General features: G+C 74.5%; 13 protein-coding genes. 10 read left to right on the forward strand and 3 right to left on the reverse strand.

All coding sequences use genetic code 11. The features are described 5' to 3' along the window. Positions 1 to 42: 42 nt before the first annotated feature. Positions 43 to 258, reverse strand: a complete 216-nt coding sequence (locus tag AC067U_RS30790; protein WP_478833095.1) for a hypothetical protein — start codon at positions 256 to 258, stop codon at positions 43 to 45. Between the two features lie 123 nt (positions 259 to 381). Between AC067U_RS30790 and AC067U_RS30795 the strand changes: the two genes are divergently transcribed. The 7 genes from AC067U_RS30795 (at position 382) to moeZ (ending at position 8692) form a co-directional block, all read left to right on the forward strand. Then, on the forward strand, positions 382 to 1380 hold the full coding sequence (locus AC067U_RS30795) for an alpha/beta fold hydrolase (RefSeq protein WP_478833096.1): 999 nt from the start codon (positions 382 to 384) through the stop codon (positions 1378 to 1380). Between the two features lie 156 nt (positions 1381 to 1536). Beyond that, positions 1537 to 2820, forward strand: coding sequence for a DUF3152 domain-containing protein (locus AC067U_RS30800; protein ID WP_478833097.1), 1284 nt, complete (start codon positions 1537 to 1539; stop codon positions 2818 to 2820). Between the two features lie 190 nt (positions 2821 to 3010). After that, positions 3011 to 4582 (forward strand): glycosyltransferase, encoded by a 1572-nt coding sequence (locus tag AC067U_RS30805; RefSeq protein WP_478833098.1) that lies wholly within the window; start codon positions 3011 to 3013, stop codon positions 4580 to 4582. After that, the gene (locus AC067U_RS30810; RefSeq protein ID WP_478833099.1) at positions 4579 to 5682 is read left to right on the forward strand and encodes a hypothetical protein; all 1104 of its coding nucleotides are present in this window, start codon (positions 4579 to 4581) and stop codon (positions 5680 to 5682) included. Before AC067U_RS30805 ends, AC067U_RS30810 begins: the two co-directional genes overlap by 4 nt. Continuing rightward, on the forward strand, positions 5679 to 6674 hold the full coding sequence (locus AC067U_RS30815; protein WP_478833100.1) for an NAD-dependent epimerase/dehydratase: 996 nt from the start codon (positions 5679 to 5681) through the stop codon (positions 6672 to 6674). The genes AC067U_RS30810 and AC067U_RS30815 overlap by 4 nt, the downstream gene beginning before the upstream one ends. Further along, a complete protein-coding gene (locus tag AC067U_RS30820) occupies positions 6662 to 7426 on the forward strand; it encodes a spherulation-specific family 4 protein (RefSeq protein ID WP_478833101.1) in 765 nt (254 codons plus the stop codon). The genes AC067U_RS30815 and AC067U_RS30820 overlap by 13 nt, the downstream gene beginning before the upstream one ends. A gap of 87 nt (positions 7427 to 7513) precedes the next feature. Next, positions 7514 to 8692 (forward strand): adenylyltransferase/sulfurtransferase MoeZ, encoded by a 1179-nt coding sequence (gene moeZ / locus AC067U_RS30825; RefSeq protein ID WP_478833102.1) that lies wholly within the window; start codon positions 7514 to 7516, stop codon positions 8690 to 8692. A gap of 128 nt (positions 8693 to 8820) precedes the next feature. Here moeZ and AC067U_RS30830 read toward each other — a convergent pair whose 3' ends face one another. Continuing rightward, on the reverse strand, positions 8821 to 10377 hold the full coding sequence (locus AC067U_RS30830) for an alpha/beta hydrolase (RefSeq protein ID WP_478833103.1): 1557 nt from the start codon (positions 10375 to 10377) through the stop codon (positions 8821 to 8823). A gap of 93 nt (positions 10378 to 10470) precedes the next feature. On the opposite strand from AC067U_RS30830, the gene AC067U_RS30835 reads away from it, so the two are divergent. After that, entirely contained in the window at positions 10471 to 11262 is a 792-nt protein-coding gene (locus AC067U_RS30835) for a helix-turn-helix domain-containing protein (RefSeq protein WP_478833104.1), read from the forward strand. A 624-nt stretch (positions 11263 to 11886) separates the two neighbouring features. On the opposite strand, the gene AC067U_RS30840 is transcribed toward AC067U_RS30835, so the two are convergent. Then, positions 11887 to 14958, reverse strand: a complete 3072-nt coding sequence (locus tag AC067U_RS30840) for a lysylphosphatidylglycerol synthase domain-containing protein (protein WP_478833105.1) — start codon at positions 14956 to 14958, stop codon at positions 11887 to 11889. A gap of 149 nt (positions 14959 to 15107) precedes the next feature. Between AC067U_RS30840 and AC067U_RS30845 the strand changes: the two genes are divergently transcribed. Next, the gene (locus tag AC067U_RS30845) at positions 15108 to 15464 is read left to right on the forward strand and encodes an MGMT family protein (RefSeq protein WP_478833106.1); all 357 of its coding nucleotides are present in this window, start codon (positions 15108 to 15110) and stop codon (positions 15462 to 15464) included. Between the two features lie 159 nt (positions 15465 to 15623). Next, complete coding sequence (locus AC067U_RS30850) at positions 15624 to 19244, forward strand: ATP-dependent helicase (RefSeq protein ID WP_478833107.1); 3621 nt, start codon at positions 15624 to 15626, stop codon at positions 19242 to 19244. Positions 19245 to 19415 lie beyond the last annotated feature (171 nt).

The following is a 19415-nucleotide window of genomic DNA, read 5'->3' on the forward strand; positions in this document are numbered from 1 at the left end:
TTCTCGCGGTACGGACGCGTTACCAGCGCCCGCGAGCGCTGGTCAGCGGTAGTCGTCGTCGTCGACGGCGATCACCCGCGCCTGCTCGGCGGCATCGCCTTCGGTGGCTTCACCGCGCTCGTGACCGGTGAGCGGTGCGTCCTCGCGCGGATTCAGCTCCGTGTGCTGCTCCGCCGCGTCCGCCTCGGGGGCCTCCGCGTCCAGTCCCTCCTCGAACCGGGCCTGGAAGGTCTCCGGCTCCGCAGGATCGACAGTCATGCCGCTCCCCTTCTTTCCCTCGCTCCTCCTATGAGCCTAGGAGACACGGCAGTGCGCCGCTACGCGGACCTGTGACTGCGGACACACCGGTTCCGGCCTTGATCGTCTCGTAACATTGGGCGCATGTCTTCCACCGAGCTGCCGGGTGTACGGTCCGCCGCGGAGCACCCCTCACCGGTGGGCGCGGTCCGGGTGGCCGAAGGCGAGCGGTTGCGCAGCGTAGCGCTCCCGGGCCTCACCCTCACCGTCCGCTCACGCCCGCCCGCCCGGGAAGGACTGCCACCCGCGCTCTTCGTGCACGGCCTCGGCGGATCCTCGCTGAACTGGTCGGCGCTGATGCAGCAGCTGGAGAACACCGTCGACGGGGAAGCCGTCGACCTGCCCGGCTTCGGGGACTCGCCGCCGCCCGCCGACCGCGACTACTCCGTCACCGCCCTCGCCCGATCCGTGATCCGCCACCTCGACGCGGCCGGCCGCGGGCCGGTGCACCTCTTCGGCAACTCCCTCGGCGGCGCCGTCGCCACCCGCGTCGCGGCCGTCCGGCCCGACCTGGTGCGCACCCTCACCCTGGTCTCGCCCGCCCTGCCCGAACTGCGGGTGCAGCGGACCGCGGTGCCCACGGCCCTGCTCGCGGTGCCCGGCGCGGTGTCCGTGGTCTCCCGCATGTTCCGCGACCTGACCGCCGAACAGCGCACCCGCGGAGTGATGGGGCTCTGTTACGGGGACCCCTCACGGGTGACGCCCGACGGCTTCCGGGACGCCGTCGCGGAGATGGAACGGCGGATGGCGCTCCCCTACTTCTGGGAGGCCATGGCCCGCTCCTCGCGCGGCATCGTCGACGCGTACACCCTCGGTGGCCAGCACGGATTGTGGCGCCAGGCGCAACGGGTTCTCGCGCCGACGCTCCTGGTCTACGGTGGCCGGGACCGGCTCGTCTCGTACCGGATGGCGCGCAAGGCCGCCGCAGCCTTCCGGGGTTCGCGGCTGCTGACCCTGCCGGAGGCCGGGCACGTGGCCATGATGGAGTACCCCGACCTGGTGGCCGCGGCCTTCGAGGACCTGCTGCGGGACGACCCGGCCGGGCACGCACACGAACTGCACACGGGCGAGGGCAAGGGCTGAGGATTCGTGGGACGACATAGTCGCAAGGCCCCGGCCTCCGGCCAACCCGTGCCCGCCCCGCCACCCCCGGTGCACCGGTCCGCACCCGCGGCGGGACCGGGGACCGGGGAGGGCGCCGGAAGCGGTACCGGGCGCCGACGACGCGCCGAGCCCTCCGTGACGCACCTCGGCTACGGGCAGCAGCCCGGGCCCGACGTGCGCTCCGGCCACCCGGAGCTGAGGGAGGACGGCGGCGGCTGGGGAGCCGCCCCCGGCGAGGGCCCCGCCACCGTGTACGGGGACTGGCGCGGGGTGCCGCGCAGACCCGCCGTGCAGGAGCCGGGCTTCGCCGCCCCCCGCTTCCGGGACACCGACACCCCGGCCTTCGGCACGCCCGCCTACGGCACCCCGGCCTTCGCCGCGGCCGCGCCCGCCACGGGCACCGGATTCCCCCAGCCCGGGCGGGAGTTCCCGCGCGGCTACCCCGGGCTCGCCGACGCCCCCGGTCCCGCCGACGGTCCCGCCACCTCCACCGGAGCGCACCGCCGGGTGCCGTCCACCCGGACCGCGCCCGAGGACGACGACCCGGCCCCGGACGGTCCGGCCGCCCCGCGGCGCGGGGTGAAGGTGCGCACCCTCACCGGCGTGGCGGCCGCCGCCGTCACCACCGTGCTGGCCGTGGTCGTCGCCGGCCAGGTCACCGGTGACGAGGACGGTCTGCGGCTCGGCGCGCACTCGGCCGGGGACAACGGCGACCGGGCGGTCCCCGGACAGTCCGCCGCCTCCCGTTCCGACGGTCGCGCCACCCCGAACGCCGCACAGGGCGGCGGGGCGGCCGTGCCGGCGCCCGCGCCGGAGCTGACCTTCGAACAGAAGATGGCCGAGCAGTTCCCGATCGACCCCAAACTCGCGGGCCCGGGGAAGTTCGACACCGTGCCGGGCGTCGCCAAGGCCCCGGGCAAGGGCAAGCTGGTCCGCTACCGGGTCGACGTCGAGCAGGGACTCGGCCTCGACGGCACGTTGTTCGCCGAGGCCGTGCAGCGCACCCTCAACGACGACCGCAGCTGGGCGCACAAGGGCGAGCGCACCTTCGAACGGGTGCCCTCCGGCGAGGTCGACTTCGTGATCACGCTGGCCAGCCCGGGGACCACCGGGACCTGGTGCGCCAAGTCCGACCTGGACACCACCGTCGACAACGTGTCCTGCGACTCCGCCAAGACCGAGCGCGTGATGATCAACGCCTTCCGGTGGGCGCAGGGCTCGGAGACCTACGGGGCGCAGGCGATGTTCGCGTACCGGCAGATGCTGATCAACCACGAGGTGGGGCACCGGCTCGGCCACGGTCACGTGAACTGCCGCACCCCGGGCGCGCTCGCGCCGGTCATGCAGCAGCAGACCAAGTCCCTCGACATCGACGGCGTCTCCTGCAAGCCCAACCCGTGGGTTTTCCCCAGCGGCTGACGGGGCGTCCGGTCGACTGACCCGGCCGCCCGGTTAGCGCGGTCGAACGCGAACCGTACGGGAAAGTTACGACTCTTCACCCCTTCCGGTGGCACGACGGACAACCGTCCGTCGCGCCCCCGGCAGATCCGCTTGAGTTCTCCCGCGGCGAGACCCGATCGCCGCGTACGGGAGAACGGGGGTGCCACGCGTGCGGATCGGATTACTGACCGACGGTGGTTCGAGGCAGTGGTGCGACCGGCTCGTGCGCGGTCTCCCACAGCACGAGTTCACGCTCTACGCACAGCCGCGGGAGTGGGCCGCCGACGGCCCGCGCCGCTTGCGGCGGCGGGACCGGGCGCGGTTCGCGGCCGCCTTCCGGCAGCTGGCCGCCGGCATCTGCGCGGCGCCGGACGCCGGCGCCGGACGCGACCACGAGCACGCCCGGGCCTTCGCCGACGGCCTCCACGCCCTCGCGGAACTCGCCCAGGAACAGGGCGGGCTGACCGCCGCCCTGCGGTCCGAGGACGCCCTCCGCGTCCTGGAGGCGGCCTGCCGCGCCCCGGGCGCGCACCGCGCCGTCCAGGCGGCCGGCGCCGCCGACCTGCTGGACGCCGCGGCGGCCCTGGAACGGGCGCTCCGCCCGCTGTCGCTGGACTGGTACGAGAGCCTGGGAGCGGCCGACGTGGTGCACGCCGCGACCGGCGGGACGGCGGCGCTGCCCGGCCTGGTGGCCAAACGCTTCTTCGGAGTCCCGCTGCTGGTCACCGAGTACGGCAGCCGGCTCCGCGCGCACTGCCTGGAGCAGGGCGGCACCAGGGCCGTGCGGGCGCTGACCGGCGGGTTCCAGGTCCGGCTGGCGGCCGAACTGTACGCCCGGGCCGACCTGCTGACCCCGGGGAACGCGCACGCCCGGCGCTGGCAGGAGCGGTGCGGGGCGCCGCGGGCGCGGGTGCGCACGGTGTACCCCGGCATGGAGGCGGACCGATTCGCCACCGTCGGCGAGGCGGACCTCGCCGAGGCAGAGCCCGCGACGCTGGTCTGGGTCGGCCGGGTCGAGCCGGCGCGGGACCTGATCGGACTGCTGCACGCCTTCGCCGAGGTCCGGCGGGCCGAGCCGGAGGCCCGGCTGCGGATCTTCTGCACGGACCCGCCCGTGCCGGACGGCTCCCGTGCCGCGGCCGGCTCCGGCCACCCGGGAGACCCGCGCCACCCGGCCGACTCGCGCTACCTGGCCGACTGCCGGGCCCTGGCCGCCCAGCTGTTCCCCGACGAGGCGGCGGACGCGGTCTCGGCCGGCGAGAACCCGGTGAGCTTCGAGGAGATCGGCGGACCGTACGCGCCGTCGGTGGCGGAGGCGTACGCGGCCGGACGGGTGGTCGTCTCCTCGTCCGTGGTGGAGGGCTTCCCCACCACGCTGGTCGAGGCCATGTTCTGCGGCCGCGCCACGGTGTCCACGGACGTGGGCGCCGTGTTCGAGGTGATCGGCGGCACCGGTCTGGTGGTCCCGCCGCGCAACCCGCGGGCCCTGGCGGAGGCGTGCCTCTCCCTGCTGCGGGACCAGGAGCGGGCGGCCCGCCTGGGCGCGGCCGCCCGCGCGCGGGCCCTGGAACTGTTCGCCGCGGACCGCACCGTGGCGGCCTTCGGGGAGATGTACGTCGACCTGATCGCCGCCGCCGGCGGCAGCGCGGCCCACCCGGAGCTCCCCTTCGCCATCCCGGCCGAGGCGCGCGTACCGGGCCACTGGACCACCCCGAGCCGAGCCGCGGAGGCGCCGGTATGACGGACTTCACCCCACCCCGCCCCGGCCTCCCCGACACCTCGCTCCAGGTCGCCTGGCGCGGGGGCGTCGTGCAGGGCTTCGTCCCGGACCAGCGGGACAACGCGCCGCAGGCCGCGCCACCGCTGCGGCGGCGCGGCGGCGGTGACCCCGTCAAGGCCCTGATGCACCGGCACCGCGAGCTCTGCGAGCGCGCCGTCGGCCCGCTGGAGATCGCCGCCGGACTGGAGGCCGCCGGCGTCACCGACCGGACCGCCGCCCGCTGCCGCCACCGCGACGTGTTCTCGCTTGCCGAGGAGATCCACGCCCGGGTACCCCGACCGGCCGCGATATTCGCCGCGGAATCCCGGCCCGAGCCCGCGCGCGACCGCCGCGCCGCGCTCCGGACCGCCCTCCGGTCCGTGGTCCCCGCCGGGCTCGCCGCCCTGGCCGCCGTACTGGCCGGGCCGGTCGCGGGCGGCTGGGCGGCACCGCTGACCGGCCTCGCCGTCACCCTGGCCTTCCTCTGGCCCGCCGGGGCGAAGGGCGCCGCCCTGCCCCGGGCCGCGACCGCGGCCGGCGCGGCCGCGGTGGCGTACGCCGTCCACGTGCACGGCCAGGCCCTCGGCCTGGGACTCGCCCTCGGCGCGCTGCCCGCGCACTGGGCCGCGTCCTGGTGCTCCGCGCACGCCCGCCGCCGGCTGCGCACCCTCCGCACCCTCGACGAGTTCGCCGCCACCGTCCGGCCGCTGCCGCTCGCGGCCACCGCCGCGTACGCGGCCGCCGCCCTGCCCCTGCTCGCCCTCACGGGCGCCCCGCTCACCGCCGCCGTGCCCCTGGCCCTGCTGCTCTTCCTCGCCCGGCTGCTCTGCGCCCACCACGGTCGGCGGCCGGCCGCCGCCTTCCTCGGAGCCGCCCTCGCGCCGGTGCTGCTGCCCGTCCCCGGACTCGGCGCCGTGCTCGTCGCGGCCGCCGCCGTGCACGCCACCGTCGCGCTGTCCCGCGCCTCCGCACACGCCCGGACCCCGCACCCGCGACCCGGACACCCCGTATCCCGACACCCCGTACCCCGACAAGGAGAAGACATGAACTGCCGGCGAATCGAGCAGGGGGCCGCGCGATGAGGGTGCTGCTGATCGGAGCCAACGGATACCTCGGCCGCTACGTCGCCGACCGGCTGCTCGCCGACCCCGCGGTCCAGCTCACCGCCCTCGGGCGGGGGGACGACGCCGACGTCCGCTTCGACCTGGCCACGGGCAGCCCCGGCGCGCTCACCCGGTTCCTGGACGCCGTCCACCCCGGCGTGGTGATCAACTGCTCCGGGGCCACCCGCGGCGGCGCCCGCGAGCTGACCCGGCACAACACCGTGGCCGTCGCCACCATCTGCGAGTCGCTGCGCCGCAGCGGCTGCGGCGCCCGGCTCGTCCAGCTCGGCTGTGCCGCCGAGTACGGGCCCAGCCAGCCGGGGTCCAGCACGGCCGAGGACGCCGTGCCGAGACCCGGCGGCCCGTACGGCGTCAGCAAGCTGGCCGCGACCGAGCTGGTGCTCGGCTCCGGGCTGGACGCCGTCGTGCTCCGGGTGTTCTCACCCGTCGGGCCCGGCACCCCCGCCGGGTCCCCGCTCGGCCGGCTCGCCGAGGCCATGCGCCGCGCCATGCAGTCCGGCGACAGCGAGATCAAGCTCAGCGGCCTCGGCGTGCAGCGCGACTTCGTCGACGTACGGGACGTGGCGCGCGCCGTGCACGCGGCGAGCCTGTCCGCCGCCCAGGGCGTGGTCAACATCGGCACCGGCCGGGCCGTGCGGCTCCGGGACGCCGCCGCCGTCCTGGCCAGGGTCGCCGGCTACGGCGGCGCCCTGCACGAGATCGACGCCCCGGACCGGCTGCACGGCCACGGCCTGCCCGCCCGGCACGCCGGTATCGGGGCCCCCCGCTCCGAGGCCACCGCCGAGCAGCTCGCCGCCGCGGCGGCGCCCCCGTACCCCTACCCCGACGGCTGTGGCGCCTGGCAGCAGGCCGACGTCCGCACCGCCCGCGACCGGCTCGGCTGGCGGCCGCGGATCAACCTGGAGGAATCCCTCGCGGACATCTGGATGGAGGCGGCATGCCGCATCTGACCACCCCGCCGGGCGCCGCAGCGGCCGCCACCGAGGCCGGCCGGCTCGGCCTTGGCGTGCCCGGCTACGCGCACCCGCTGCTCGCCCCCGCCGAGTGGGGCGAGCTGGCCCGGCCCGGCACCCCGCTGCACTGGGCCGTGCTCAACGTCGCGGACGGCCCCGGCCGGCGGCCCGACCCGCACTGCTCCGAGGCGGCCCACAAGCTGCGCGAGGCCGGGGGCACCCTGCTCGGCCATCTCGCGGTGCGGGACGGCGCGCGGTCCGCCGGGGAGCTGCTCTCCGATGCCCACCGGTACCTCGACTGGTACAAGGTCGGGGGCTTCTACCTGGCCGACGCCCCCTCCGACCGGGCCTCGCTCGCGGCCGTGCGCCGGGTCGTGGACACCCTGCGGACGCTCGGCGCGGCGCCCAGGATCGTGCTCGGGCACGGCACCCACCCCTACCCCGGCTACGCCGAGACCGCCGACCAGCTGGTCACCTTCTCCGGGGCCTGGGCGGACTACCGCTGGTCACAGGTGGCGGAGTGGACGTCCGAGTACCCGCCGGAGCGGTTCTGCCACCTGGTGCACGGGGTGCCGCGCACCCATCTGGAGGAGGCGATGCGGATCGCCCGCTGGCAGGGGGCCGGGACCGTCTGGTTCACGGACCGCTCGGACCGCGCCGGGCGCCGCGGGGACGGGGACCCCTGGGCCGGAATGCCCGCGTACTGGGACGAAATTGTCTCGCGTATCGGACAGGGTGTCTCGGAATGAAGAAGGGCGTGGCACTGTTACGGGAAGTACAACCATCAGTTCGCGTCCCGCGCCCCAGCGGGGACGCTCCCCATCTACGGAGTGCCCGTGTCGCTGCCACCCCTGGTCGAGCCAGCTGCTGAGCTCACCGTTGACGAGGTCCGTCGGTACTCCCGGCACCTGATCATCCCGGATGTCGGGATGGACGGCCAGAAGCGCCTGAAGAACGCCAAGGTGCTCGCCGTCGGCGCCGGCGGCCTCGGCTCGCCCGCCCTCATGTACCTGGCGGCGGCCGGCGTGGGCACGCTGGGCATCGTGGAGTTCGACGAGGTCGACGAGTCGAACCTGCAGCGCCAGATCATCCACAGCCAGGCGGACATCGGCCGCTCCAAGGCCGAGTCGGCGCGCGACTCCGTCCTCGGCATCAACCCGTACGTGAACGTGATCCTGCACGAAGAGCGGCTCGAGGCCGACAACGTGATGGACATCTTCAGCCAGTACGACCTGATCGTCGACGGCACCGACAACTTCGCCACCCGCTACCTGGTGAACGACGCCTGCGTGCTGCTGAACAAGCCGTACGTGTGGGGCTCGATCTACCGGTTCGACGGCCAGGCCTCGGTCTTCTGGTCCGAGCACGGCCCGTGCTACCGCTGCCTCTACCCGGAGCCCCCGCCGCCGGGCATGGTCCCGTCCTGCGCCGAGGGCGGCGTGCTGGGCGTGCTCTGCGCGTCCATCGGCTCCATCCAGGTCACCGAGGCCATCAAGGTCCTCACCGGCACCGGCGAGCCGCTCGTCGGCCGCCTGATGATCTACGACGCCCTGGAGATGCAGTACCGCCAGGTCAAGGTCCGCAAGGACCCCGACTGCGCGGTCTGCGGCCCGAACGCGACCGTCACCGAGCTCATCGACTACGAGGCCTTCTGCGGCGTCGTGTCGGAGGAGGCCCAGGAGGCGGCTCTCGGCTCCACCATCACTCCCAAGCAGCTCAAGGAGTGGATGGACGAGGGCGAGAACATCGAGATCATCGACGTCCGCGAGGTCAACGAGTACGAGATCGTCTCGATCCCCGGCGCGAAGCTGATCCCCAAGGGCGAGTTCCTGATGGGCAACGCCCTCCAGGACCTGCCGCAGGACAAGAAGATCGTCCTGCATTGCAAGACGGGTGTCCGCAGTGCGGAAGTCCTCGCGGTGCTGAAGTCCGCGGGCTTCGCCGACGCGGTGCACGTCGGCGGCGGCGTCATCGGCTGGGTCAACCAGATCGAGCCGTCGAAGCCGGTCTACTAGGCCGGTCGGTCTGGCGGGTCCGCCGGACCTGCCGGATGATGTGACGACCCGGAGGGGCCGTACCGCGCGGGATGCGGTACGGCCCCTCCGTACGTGCCTGACTTCCTGACCTTCCTGACTTCCTGGCTTCAGGCGGCGGTGCAGACCGTCTTCGCGGGCGGGACGGTGCCGTCGAGCAGGAAGCCGTTGACCGCCTTCTGCACGCACGGGTCGCCGCTGTTGTACGCGCCGTGCCCCTCGCCCTTGTAGGTCATCTCCACGCCGACCCCCGGGCCCAGCCGTTCCACCATGTGCCGGGTGCCCTCGTAGGGGGTGGCCGGGTCGCCGGTGCCGCCGATCACCAGGATCGGCGGGGCGCCGGGCGCACTCACGTTCGGCGTGTCCCAGGCGCCGGTCACCGGCCACCCGGTGCAGCTCATCAGGGCCCAGGCCATGAACTCGCCGAAGACCGGGGAGGCCTCCTTGAACTGCGGCAGCTTCGCCTTCGTCTGCGCCAGGTCGAACCGCTGCTTGGAGTCGGCGCAGTTCACGGCGGTGTTGGCCGCCAGGATGTTGCTGTACCTGCCCTGCTGGTCGCGTCCGTTGAGGTTGTCCGAGAGCGCCATCAGCAGCTGGCCCTGACCGCCCTCGGCCTCGTCCAGCCCCTGCTCCAGCAGCGGCCACAGGTCCTTGGAGTACAGCGCCTGGGCGATGCCGTTGGTGGCCGCGGACTGGGTGAGCTTGCGGTCACCGATGCCGGGGATGGGCTCCTTCTCCAGCTTCTGCTGCAGCTTGATGATGTTGTCCTCGATCTCCTTGACCGTGCTGCCCTGCAGCTGGCACGCGTCGCCCCGGTCCACGCAGTCCTGGGCGAAGTTGTCGAGGGCCAGCTGGAAGCCCTTCGCCTGGCCGAGCGCGCTCTGCTCCGTCGTCTCGGTCGGGTCCACCACCGCGTCGAGCACCGCCCTGCCGACCTTGTCGGGGAACAGGTGGGCGTAGACCCCGCCGAGCTCCGTGCCGTACGAGATGCCGAAGTAGTTCAGCTTCTCGTCGCCCAGGGCCTGCCGCAGCACGTCCATGTCGCGGGCGGCGTTCTCGGTGCCGACGTAGGGGAGCAGCGCGCCGGAGTTCCTCTCGCAGGCCTGCGTGTACCCCCGGATGCCGTCGGTGAAGGCCTTCTCCTGCGCGGGGGTGGTGGGGGTGCTGTCCTGTGCGTAGTACTCGTCCAGCTGTTTGTCGTTCTTGCAGAGCACCGGATCACTGCCGCCGACCCCGCGCGGGTCGAAGCTGACCAGGTCGTAGCGCTCGTGCAGGGCGCCGTAGTCGTCGGCGGCGGACGGCAGGGTGGTGATGCCGGAGCCGCCCGGACCGCCGAAGTTGTAGACCAGCGAGCCGAGGCGCTTGCTCTTGTCCTTGGCGGGGGAACGGATCACGGCGAGCTCGATCTGTTCACCGCCGGGGTCGGCGTAGTCACGCGGCACCTTGAGGGTGGCGCACTGCCATTCCTTGGACGGGGCCTCCCCGCCGCCCTGGGCAGGTGTCGGTGGCGGGCAGGTCTTCCAGTCGAGCTTCTGCGGGCCGGCCTGTGGACTGCCCGTGCCGCCGGTGCTCTTGGGCTGGACGGAGCTGTCGGAACAGCCCGCGGTGGAGAGCAGGGCGGCGGTGAGGGCGGCGGCAGCGGTGGTCCGCAGGGCTTTTCCCGTCATGAACCCATCCTGTGGGTGATTCCACCGGCCCGCCCCTGCCGTGACCCGTTCGGGGGTGAGCGTTCTGTGCCCGTCCGTGGTGACCTGGTGGGTATGAACCGCGAGAACGACGAGCACGGTGCGCCCGACGAGCACGGTGCGAAGGACGACCACGGCGGGAAGGCCGAGAACGGCGGGAGCCGGGTGGACCGCCCGCACCGGGAGCGGACCACGGTCGGCATCGGCGAGGCGGCGGTGCTGGCTGGGACCACCCCGACGGCGATCCGGCACCACCACCGGACCGGACTGCTCCCGGAACCGGAGCGCGGGCCGGACGGCCGCCGCCGATACGGGTACGAGGACCTGGTCCGGATCCTGTGGGCGGTGCGGGCCACGGAGCTGGGGCTGCCTCCCGGGGACGTAGGGCCGGCCCTTGAGCCGGGTGCCGGTGGGGAGGAGCTGCTGGCCCGGCTGGACGCGGCCTTCCGGGCCCGGCGATCGACGGTGGCCGGGCCGCAGCACCCGCTGGGCCGGGAGGTGGCGGCGTACGAGGCGGCCGGACGCCACGTGGAGGCCGCGCACCCCAGGCTGCGGGCGGAACGCACGCGGCTGGAGGCGGAGCTGTCGGCGCTGGCCGGGGCGACGGCGGACGACGTACGGGTGGAGCTGCTGGCCCACGACTGGTTCGTGCACATCCAGGCGCTGGAGGCGGCGGCGAGGGCGACGGGGTTCCCGGAGCCGGACTTCGCCGACGCGGAACCGGAGCACGGGCGTCCGGAACGCGTGCCGGTCCCGGCCTTCCCGCCCCGCGACCCGTCCCCGGCCCAGTCCCGCTGCGCGGAGCTCCTGGGCGCGATGCTCGACGACTGGTGTCCCCCGGAACCGAAGCCGGACCCGTACGACTGAACCCAGCCGCGGCATCGCTCCCTACCCCCGAGGCCCGGGCAGGCGTTCCGCAGGGCTGCGCCCTCCCGCACCGGTGGGGCACCTCCGCCGAGGTGTGGGCAGGCGTTCCGCAGGGCTGTGCCCTCCCGCACTGGTGGGGCACCTCCGCCGAGGTGTGGGCAGGGGTTCCGCAGGGCTGTGCCCTCCCGCGCCTCTGCCGAGGCCCGGGCAGGCACCTCCGCCGAGGTGTGGGCAGGCGTTCCGCAGGGCGGAACGGGTGGGCACACCGGAACGCCGCCCCGCAGGCTCGCTCCGGCCCCACCGAAGCCCTGGCGCGGCTCCGCCGCAGCCGCAGCCGCAGCGCCGCCCGGGCAGGGCGGTGGCTTCGCCGGGCCCGGCACCGCCAGGAGCGGAGCTCCGCCCGGACGGGGTCCGGACCGCAGCCGGACCGGGGCGCGGGGTGGCTGCGCGAGCCCTCGCGGGACCGGGGTGCCGTGTGCCCACCCTCCCCCAAGCTCTCGACTTCGCTCGAGCAGGGGGGGACCCCTATCGCCCCAGCGGCACGACTGCCCACACGGCCGGCGGGGTGGGCCGGCGCGCACCCCCGGCGCGGCGGAGCCGGGCCCGTACAGCCCCGCCGGGAGGCTAGATCGCTTCCTTGCGGGTCAGGTAGTTGAACGACACCCACCCCGGCAGCACCGGCAGCCAGAACGTCATCAGCCGGAACAACAGCACCGCCGAGATCGCGATCTCCTTGTCCAGGCCGGCCGCGATCAGACCCAGCGTCAGCGTGGTCTCCACCGCGCCCACACCGCCCGGCGTCGGCGCCGCCGAGCCCAGCGCGTTGCCCGCCAGGAACACCACCGCGATGCTCGCCAGCGAGATCGCCTCGCCGCCGCCGAAAGCGCGGATCGACGCGTCCAGGCACATCACGAAGCACCCGGTCAGCAGCAGCATCCCGCCGATGCCGGTCAGCAGCTTCTGCGGCCGCTGCAGCACGTCCAGCATGCGCGGCACCACGCCCGCGAACAGCGCCCGCACCCGGGTCACCACGAACTTCCGCAGGAACGGGATCGCCGTCACCACGAGCACCAGCACCGCGACCGTCAGCAGACCCGCGATGACCGTCCGCGACGGGGTCATCTCCGGGGTCTCCTCGGTCCCCGTCAGGTAGCCGAAGGCGAGCAGCAGCAGGATGTGGCAGCCCAGCCCGAACAGCTGCGAGGCGCCCACGCTCGCCACCGCCAGCCCCGGCCGCACCCCCGCACGTTGCAGGAAGCGGGTGTTCAGGGCGACACCGCCGACCGCCGCCGGGGCCACCAGCTTCACGAACGACCCCGCCACCTGCGCACACACCGTCCGCAGGAACGGCACCCGCTCCGGCACGAACCCCAGCAGGCTCATCGCCGCGGCGAAGTAGCTGAGCGCCGAGAAGGCCACCGCCGCGCCGACCCACGCCCACTGCGCCTCGCCGACGATGGTCCCGAAATCCACGTGCGTCAGCTGCGACAGCAGGAAGTACGCGGCGAAGGCACCCGCGATGAACGACACCAGGGTGCGCGGCCGGATCCGCTCCAGCCGGGCCGGCTCCACCGGCGCCATCGGCCGGATCAGCAGCACCTGGCGGCGGATCTGGCTGAGCAGGTCCTCCTCCCGGGCCTCGTCCAGCGCCACGTCCAGCGCCCGCTTCTCCGCCCGCTTCTCCGCCTTGGACTCGGCCTTCGCCGACTTCGCCGAGGCCGGCGCCTTGCGGGCGGCCGCCTCCGCCTCCCGCTGTTCCTTCGCCAGCCGCGAGGACTCCAGCACCGCCTCGCGCTCGCGCTGCGCCCGTTCCCGGGCCAGCCGCCGCAGCGTCGACCGGGTGGACCGGCTCAGTGCGATCGGCTGCAGCAGCGGCAGGCAGTCCGCCACCGCGTCCCCGCCGAGCACCGACACCGCCGCGGCCACCGAGCGCTCCGCGCCCACCCGCAGACCGAGGGTGGTCAGCAGCTGGGCGATGTCCATGCGCAGCATCAGATCGCCGGCCGCGATCTCGCCTCCGCGCAGGTCGGTGAGGGTGATATTGCCGGAACGATCCACCACCAGGGCGTCTCCGGTGAGCCGCCGGTGCGCGATGCGCCGCGAGTGCAGGGCCCGTACCTGCTCCCACGCGTTACGGGTCAGCCCGTCGGTGATCTCCTCGTCGGAGAGGGCGTCCAGGCTGCGCCCGCCCAGGTGCTCGTAGACCAGCATCACGGCGTCGGGGCCGAGCTCGGAGGTGGCGATCAGCTTGGGCGCGTTGGCCCCGGCGGCGATCGCGGCGTACGCGAGCAGCGCCTCCTGCTCCAGCGCCTGCCGCAGCGACTGCAGGCTGCGCCGGGTGGTGATGCCGCGCAGCGTGAGCCGGCGCCACACCCGGTAGAAGAAGCCGTGCGCCTGCTGCTCGCGGTCGACGACGGTGACGTCGAGCGGCGGGCCGTCCTCCAGGGTCACGTGGTAGCGGCGGCCCCGGTCCCGCTGCTCGGGCACCTCCGGGCCCTCCAGCGGTTCGGCGCGCATGGCGGTGACCGGCTGGAAGCCGACCCTGCGGAGGCCGGCGAGGAGGTTCTGGCCGGTGGGCCGGACGTTCGGGGAGCCGACCGCGTAGAGGGTCCCGTACGCCACGGTCCAGCCGATCAGCACCGTGAGGATGATCGAGAAGGGGGTGGTGTAGCCGCCGACCAGCATCGCGAAGGCGTCGAGCAGCAGCACCGCCCACAGCGCGACCCGCCAGCGCGGGCGCCGGGTCATGCCGACGGCGGTCATGTACGCGATGACGGGCGCGAGGTAGCCGTGCACCGGGTCGGTGAGGCCCTCGCCGGCGCCGGTGGCGCGGGTGAGGGCGTCCTGGATGCTGTCCGGGGCGGACTGCGACACCCAGAGGTCGGTGGCGAGGGTGACCCCGTGCGCGAGGACGGCGGCGAGGACGCCGTCGGCGATCCGCAGCCCGTCGCGTTTGATCAGCCGCTCGATGGCGAAGGCGACCGGGACGAGGAGCACGGCGATGCTGCCGACCAGCCCGGCCACCTTGATCAGCAGCGGCGGCGCCTCCTGGGTGCCCGCGCTGATGTCGGCCTCCAGGCCGGCGGCGGTGCCGTGCGCGAAGGCGGCGATGCCGAGCACCAGGGCGATGCCGAGGATGCCGATCAGCAGCCGCACCAGATCGGAGGGCCGGTGCACGCGGGCGGCGAGCAGCGGCTCGTCGATCTCGACCCGGTCGGAACTGGCATGCCCGCTCCGCGCCTCGGTGTCGGTGCCGGTGCCGGTGTCGGCCTCGGTCCTGGATTCGGCCCCGGTTTTGGATTCGGCCTCGGTCTCGGCTTCGGCCGTTGCGGCTACGGTCTCTTTGGCTTTGATCTCTTCGGCTGCTGCTTCGGTCTCTTCTGCTTCGGCTCTGGTTTCGGTTTCGGCTCCGGTTTCGGCTTCGCCTCCGGTTTCGGCAGCCTCGGCGGCCGTGCCGGACCCGGAGACCGGACCGGCCTCGTTCCCCGGGTCGTTCTCGGCGTCGTCCGAGCCCGTCCGGGTCTCGGGCGCAGCGCCGGTCCCGGTCCCGGTCCCGGTTCCGGGCGCAGGGCCGGATCCGGCGCCGGACGCGACGCTCCGACGGGGCTCCACGTCGGAGCAAGGCTCCGGCGCGGACGCGTCCCGCCCCGCGTCCGCGTCGTCCGGAGGACTCGTACCCCGCTGGTTCGCCTTCACTTCCGTCGTCTCTTCTTGATCACGTATCACCGGTCACCGCCCGGACGATGGTGGCACGGACCGGCTGCCCGGCGGGTCACCAGGGTGTGGGCCCACCCGGAAAGAAACGTTCCGTGCGGCCTTCCGGCCCGTACGGCACCATGTCCCGAATGAGCGAGCAGAACCCCGACCCGGGCGCCCTGCCCGAATACGCGGAGCGCGTGCTGGAGGCCGCCGAGCGGATTCCGCCCGGCCGGGTGATGACCTACGGCGACGTAGCCGAATGGCTGGACGAGGGCGGCCCGCGCCAGGTCGGGCGGGTGATGGCCCTCTACGGCGGAGCCGTCCCGTGGTGGCGCGTGGTCCGCGCCGACGGCGTGCCACTGCCGGGCAGCGAGCGGCGCGCCCTGGAGCACTACCGCGTCGAGGGGACCCCGCTCCGGGAGTCCGCGGCCGGGCCGCGACTGGACATGCGGCGAGCCCGCTGGGACGGCTCGGACGGCGGACGAGGTCTCTCTCACACTTGACAGCTTCCGTGATTCCGGCGCCGCGCGGAGGCTCTTCCGGACGATCACGGACCCGTAAGAGGGACGCGCGGACGGAACTGCGCCGGGCGCACCGCTTGCCGTAGCGTTGCCTCTTCGGCAGACGCAGACCCACCCCTCAGGACCGGACCGGCACCCCACGTGATCACCTCTTCCTCCCACAGCCGCACGCGGAACCCCGATGTGTACCGGCTGCTGCGCGGCGGACCGGACCCGGTGGCTCCCCCCGTGCTGGACGCAGCGCAGCGTGCGGTGGTTGACCATACGGAAGGGCCGCTGCTCGTGCTCGCCGGACCCGGTACCGGCAAGACCACCACACTCGTCGAGGCGGTCGCGGCCCGGGTCGAGGCCGGGGCGGACCCGGACCGGATCCTGGTGCTCACCTTCAGCCGCAAGGCTGCGGTGGAACTCCGCGACCGGACCGCGCTGCGGCTGGGCGGCGCGCGGGCCCCGCAGGCCACCACCTTCCACTCGTTCTGCTACGGGCTGCTGCGTGCCCACCAGGACGCCGACCTGTTCACCGAGCCGCTGCGCCTGCTCTCCGGCCCCGAGCAGGACGTGACCGTACGGGCCCTGCTGGAGGGGCAGCGGGAACTGGGCTCCATTCCGTGGCCCGACGACCTGCGGGCCGCGCTGACCACGCGCGGCTTCGCGGACGAGGTCCGGGCGGTGCTCGCGCGCAGCCGTGAGCTCGGCCTCGGCCCGGACGCGCTGGCCGGCTTCGCCCGGCGGATCGGCCGGCCGGACTGGGCGGCCGCCTCCGCCTTCCTCTCCGAGTACCTGGACGTCCTGGACATGCAGGGCACCCTCGACTACACCGAGCTGCTGCACCGGGCCGTGCTGCTGGCCGAACGCACCCCGTCCGTGGCCGCCCTCTACGACGCGGTCTACGTGGACGAGTACCAGGACACGGACGCCTCGCAGATCCGGCTGCTGCAGGCGCTGACCGGCGGGGGCGCCCGGCTGGTCGCCTTCGGCGACCCCGACCAGTCGATCTACGCCTTCCGCGGCGCGGATGTGAACGGCATCCTCGACTTCGCCGGATCCTTCCCCAGCGCGGCCGTCACCCCGCTGACGGTCTCCCGCCGCTCCGGCGCCGCGCTGCTCGCGGCGACGCGGCTGCTCACGATGCGGATGCCGGTGCCGCGCCTGCCCGCCGCGGCGGTCCGCGCGCACCGCGACCTCCGGGCGACCCGGGAGGGCGGCCGGCTGGAGGTCTTCACGTACCCGTCGCCGGCGGCGGAGCTCGACAACATCGCCGACATCCTGCGCCGGGCCCACCTGGAGGACGGTGTGCCGTGGCAGGACATGGCCGTCCTGGTCCGCGCGGGCGGCCGTACGCTCCCGTCGATGCGCCGCGCCCTGATCTCCGCGGGCGTCCCGGTCGAGACGGACGGCGCGGACATCCCCCTCCGCCATGAACCTGCGGCGTCCCCTCTCCTCACGGCTCTCCGCTTGTGCGCGGAATCGGCCCTGGCCTCGGCACTGGCTCCCACACGGCCGGAGACCCTTACCTCCGGCCGTGTGGGCAGTCGTGCCGCAGGGCGGCACGGGTGGGCACACGGCACACCGGCGGGCACTGATCGCGCAGCGTCCCCCGGCGATGCCTCAGCCGCCGAGTCCGGTTCCGCCGACGCGGCTCGCGGCGATGAGCTTGCCCTCACAGGCGCCGGCGCGCCGACGGCCGTAGCGGAGACCGGACCGCAGGCCGGCCCCGGTCAGCACACCGATGGCACCGGGCCTGCCGGACACGGCTCGGACTCCGCCCCGGGAGCCCCGGACCCGGGCATCCGGGAGACGGAAGCCCAGGAGGCGGGTGCCTCGGGGACCACCCCCGAGTCCGAGCCGACGCCCGAGCCCAGCGCCAGCGCCCCCCGCTTCGGCGTCGACGCCGCCCTCGACCTCCTGGCCTCCCCCCTCGGCGGCATGGACGCCGCAGAACTCCGCCGACTCGGCCGCGCCCTCCGCGACGAGGAGCGCGCCGCCGGGGTACTCGTACCGGCTCCGTCCGACGTCCTGCTCGCCCGCGCCCTCGCCGAGCCGGAACGCCTCCTCGCCCACGACCCGGCGTACGCCCGGGGCGCGCACCGCCTTGGCACGCTCCTGCGCAAGGCCACCGAGCTGCTCGCCGGCGGCGGCACCGCCGAGGAGGCCCTCTGGGCCCTCTGGGACGGCACCCCCTGGCCGCAGCGCCTCGAACGCAACGCCCGCCGAGGCGGCGCCGCCGGCCGCAATGCCGACCGCGACCTCGACGCCGTCTGCGCGCTCTTCGAAACCGCCGCCCGCGCCGAGGAGCGCACCGGCGGCCGCGGCGCCCTCAACTTCCTCGAACAGCTCGAGGCCGAGGACATCGCCGCCGACACCCTCGCCAAGCGCCACACCGGCGGGCACGAGGCCGTTCGTCTGATGACCGCGCACCGCTCCAAGGGCCTGGAGTGGAGTCTCGTCGTGGTCGCCGGGGTCCAGGAAGGGCTCTGGCCCGACCTGCGCCGCCGCGGCTCCCTCCTCGAAGCCGACCGGATCGGCCGCGACGGCCTCGCCGAGCCGCTCACCCCCGGTGCGCTGCTCGCCGAGGAACGCCGGCTCTTCTACGTCGCGGCCACCCGTGCGCGCGACCGCCTGGTCGTCACCGCGGTCAAGGCGCCCGCCGACGACGGCGACCAGCCCTCCCGGTTCCTCACCGAACTCGGGGTGCCTCCCAGGGACGTCACCGGCCGACCGCGCCGGCCCCTGGCCGTGCCCGCGCTGGTCGCCGAACTGCGCGCCACCACCGTGGACCCCGACGTCTCGCCCGCGCTCCGTGACGCCGCCGCCAGGCGGCTCGCCCGCCTCGCCGCGCTCACCGACGAGGACGGCCGTCCGCTGGTCCCCGCCGCCCACCCGCAGCGCTGGTGGGGCCTGTACGAGCCGACCCGCGCCGGCGTCCCGCTGCGCGACCGGGACCGCCCCGTGGCCCTCTCCGGCAGCGCCTTGGAACAGCTCGCCAACACCTGTTCCCTGCAGTGGTTCCTGGGCCGCGAGGTCAAGGCCGATGCCCCGTCGACCGTCGCCCAGGGCTTCGGCAACGTGGTGCACGTCCTCGCCGACGAGGTCGCCTCCGGCCGTACTCCGGCCGATCTCGATGTGCTCATGGAACGGCTCGACTCGGTCTGGGACGCCCTCGCCTTCGACGCGCCGTGGAAATCCCGGCAGGAGAAGGAGAACGCTCGTGCCGCCCTGGAGCGGTTCCTGCAGTGGCACCACTCCGACCGGGCCGGCCGCACGCCCGTCGCCAGCGAGCACGACTTCGACGTCACCCTGGGGGCGGGGGAGTACGAGGTCCGGATCCGCGGCTCCATGGACCGCGTCGAGACGGACGGGCAGGGCCGCGCGTACGTCGTCGACTTCAAGACCGGCAAGGGCGCGCCGACCAAGGCGGAGGTGGCCAGGCATCCGCAGCTCGCCGTCTACCAGCTCGCCGTGCGCGAGGGCGCCGTCGACGAGCACTTCGGCGGGGCCCGCCCCGAGCCGGGCGGTGCCGAACTCGTCCAGCTCCGGCAGGGCGCCGCGGCCCGTGACGGCGGGGAGCGGAACCCCAAGGTGCAGGCGCAGCAGCCGCTGTACGACGGGCCGTCAGGTGAGTGGGTCGGCGAGCTCCTGGCCACCGCCGCCGGGCGGGTCCTCGACGAGAGCTTCACCCCGAGCACCGGCTCGCACTGTGACCACTGCTCGTTCCGCGCGGCGTGCAGCGCACGGCCGGAGGGCCGGCAGACGGTGGAGTAGGGGCCGAGGGCCCGGGGTGGTGCGGGGCGGGGACCCGGGATGGGGTTGGGGGCGAAGGCCCCGGTTGTGTTGGGGCGGGCCTGGAAGGGGCCGGGGGCGGAGCCCCGGGACGGGGGCTGGGGCGGAGCCCCCCTGCGGCGGAGCCCCCCTGCGGCGGAGCCGCATATCGGT

The sequence above is a fragment of the Streptomyces sp. NPDC043853 genome, from assembly GCF_056436025.1.

Bases quoted from the DNA above. Each gene is read 5' to 3' on its own strand.
- AC067U_RS30790 (WP_478833095.1), bottom strand. From the start codon at position 258: ATGACTGTCGATCCTGCGGAGCCGGAGACCTTCCAGGCCCGGTTCGAG.
- AC067U_RS30795 (WP_478833096.1), top strand. From the start codon at position 382: ATGTCTTCCACCGAGCTGCCGGGTGTACGGTCCGCCGCGGAGCACCCC.
- AC067U_RS30810 (WP_478833099.1), top strand. From the start codon at position 4,579: ATGACGGACTTCACCCCACCCCGCCCCGGCCTCCCCGACACCTCGCTC.
- AC067U_RS30815 (WP_478833100.1), top strand. From the start codon at position 5,679: ATGAGGGTGCTGCTGATCGGAGCCAACGGATACCTCGGCCGCTACGTC.
- AC067U_RS30820 (WP_478833101.1), top strand. From the start codon at position 6,662: ATGCCGCATCTGACCACCCCGCCGGGCGCCGCAGCGGCCGCCACCGAG.
- AC067U_RS30830 (WP_478833103.1), bottom strand. From the start codon at position 10,377: ATGACGGGAAAAGCCCTGCGGACCACCGCTGCCGCCGCCCTCACCGCC.
- AC067U_RS30835 (WP_478833104.1), top strand. From the start codon at position 10,471: ATGAACCGCGAGAACGACGAGCACGGTGCGCCCGACGAGCACGGTGCG.
- AC067U_RS30845 (WP_478833106.1), top strand. From the start codon at position 15,108: ATGAGCGAGCAGAACCCCGACCCGGGCGCCCTGCCCGAATACGCGGAG.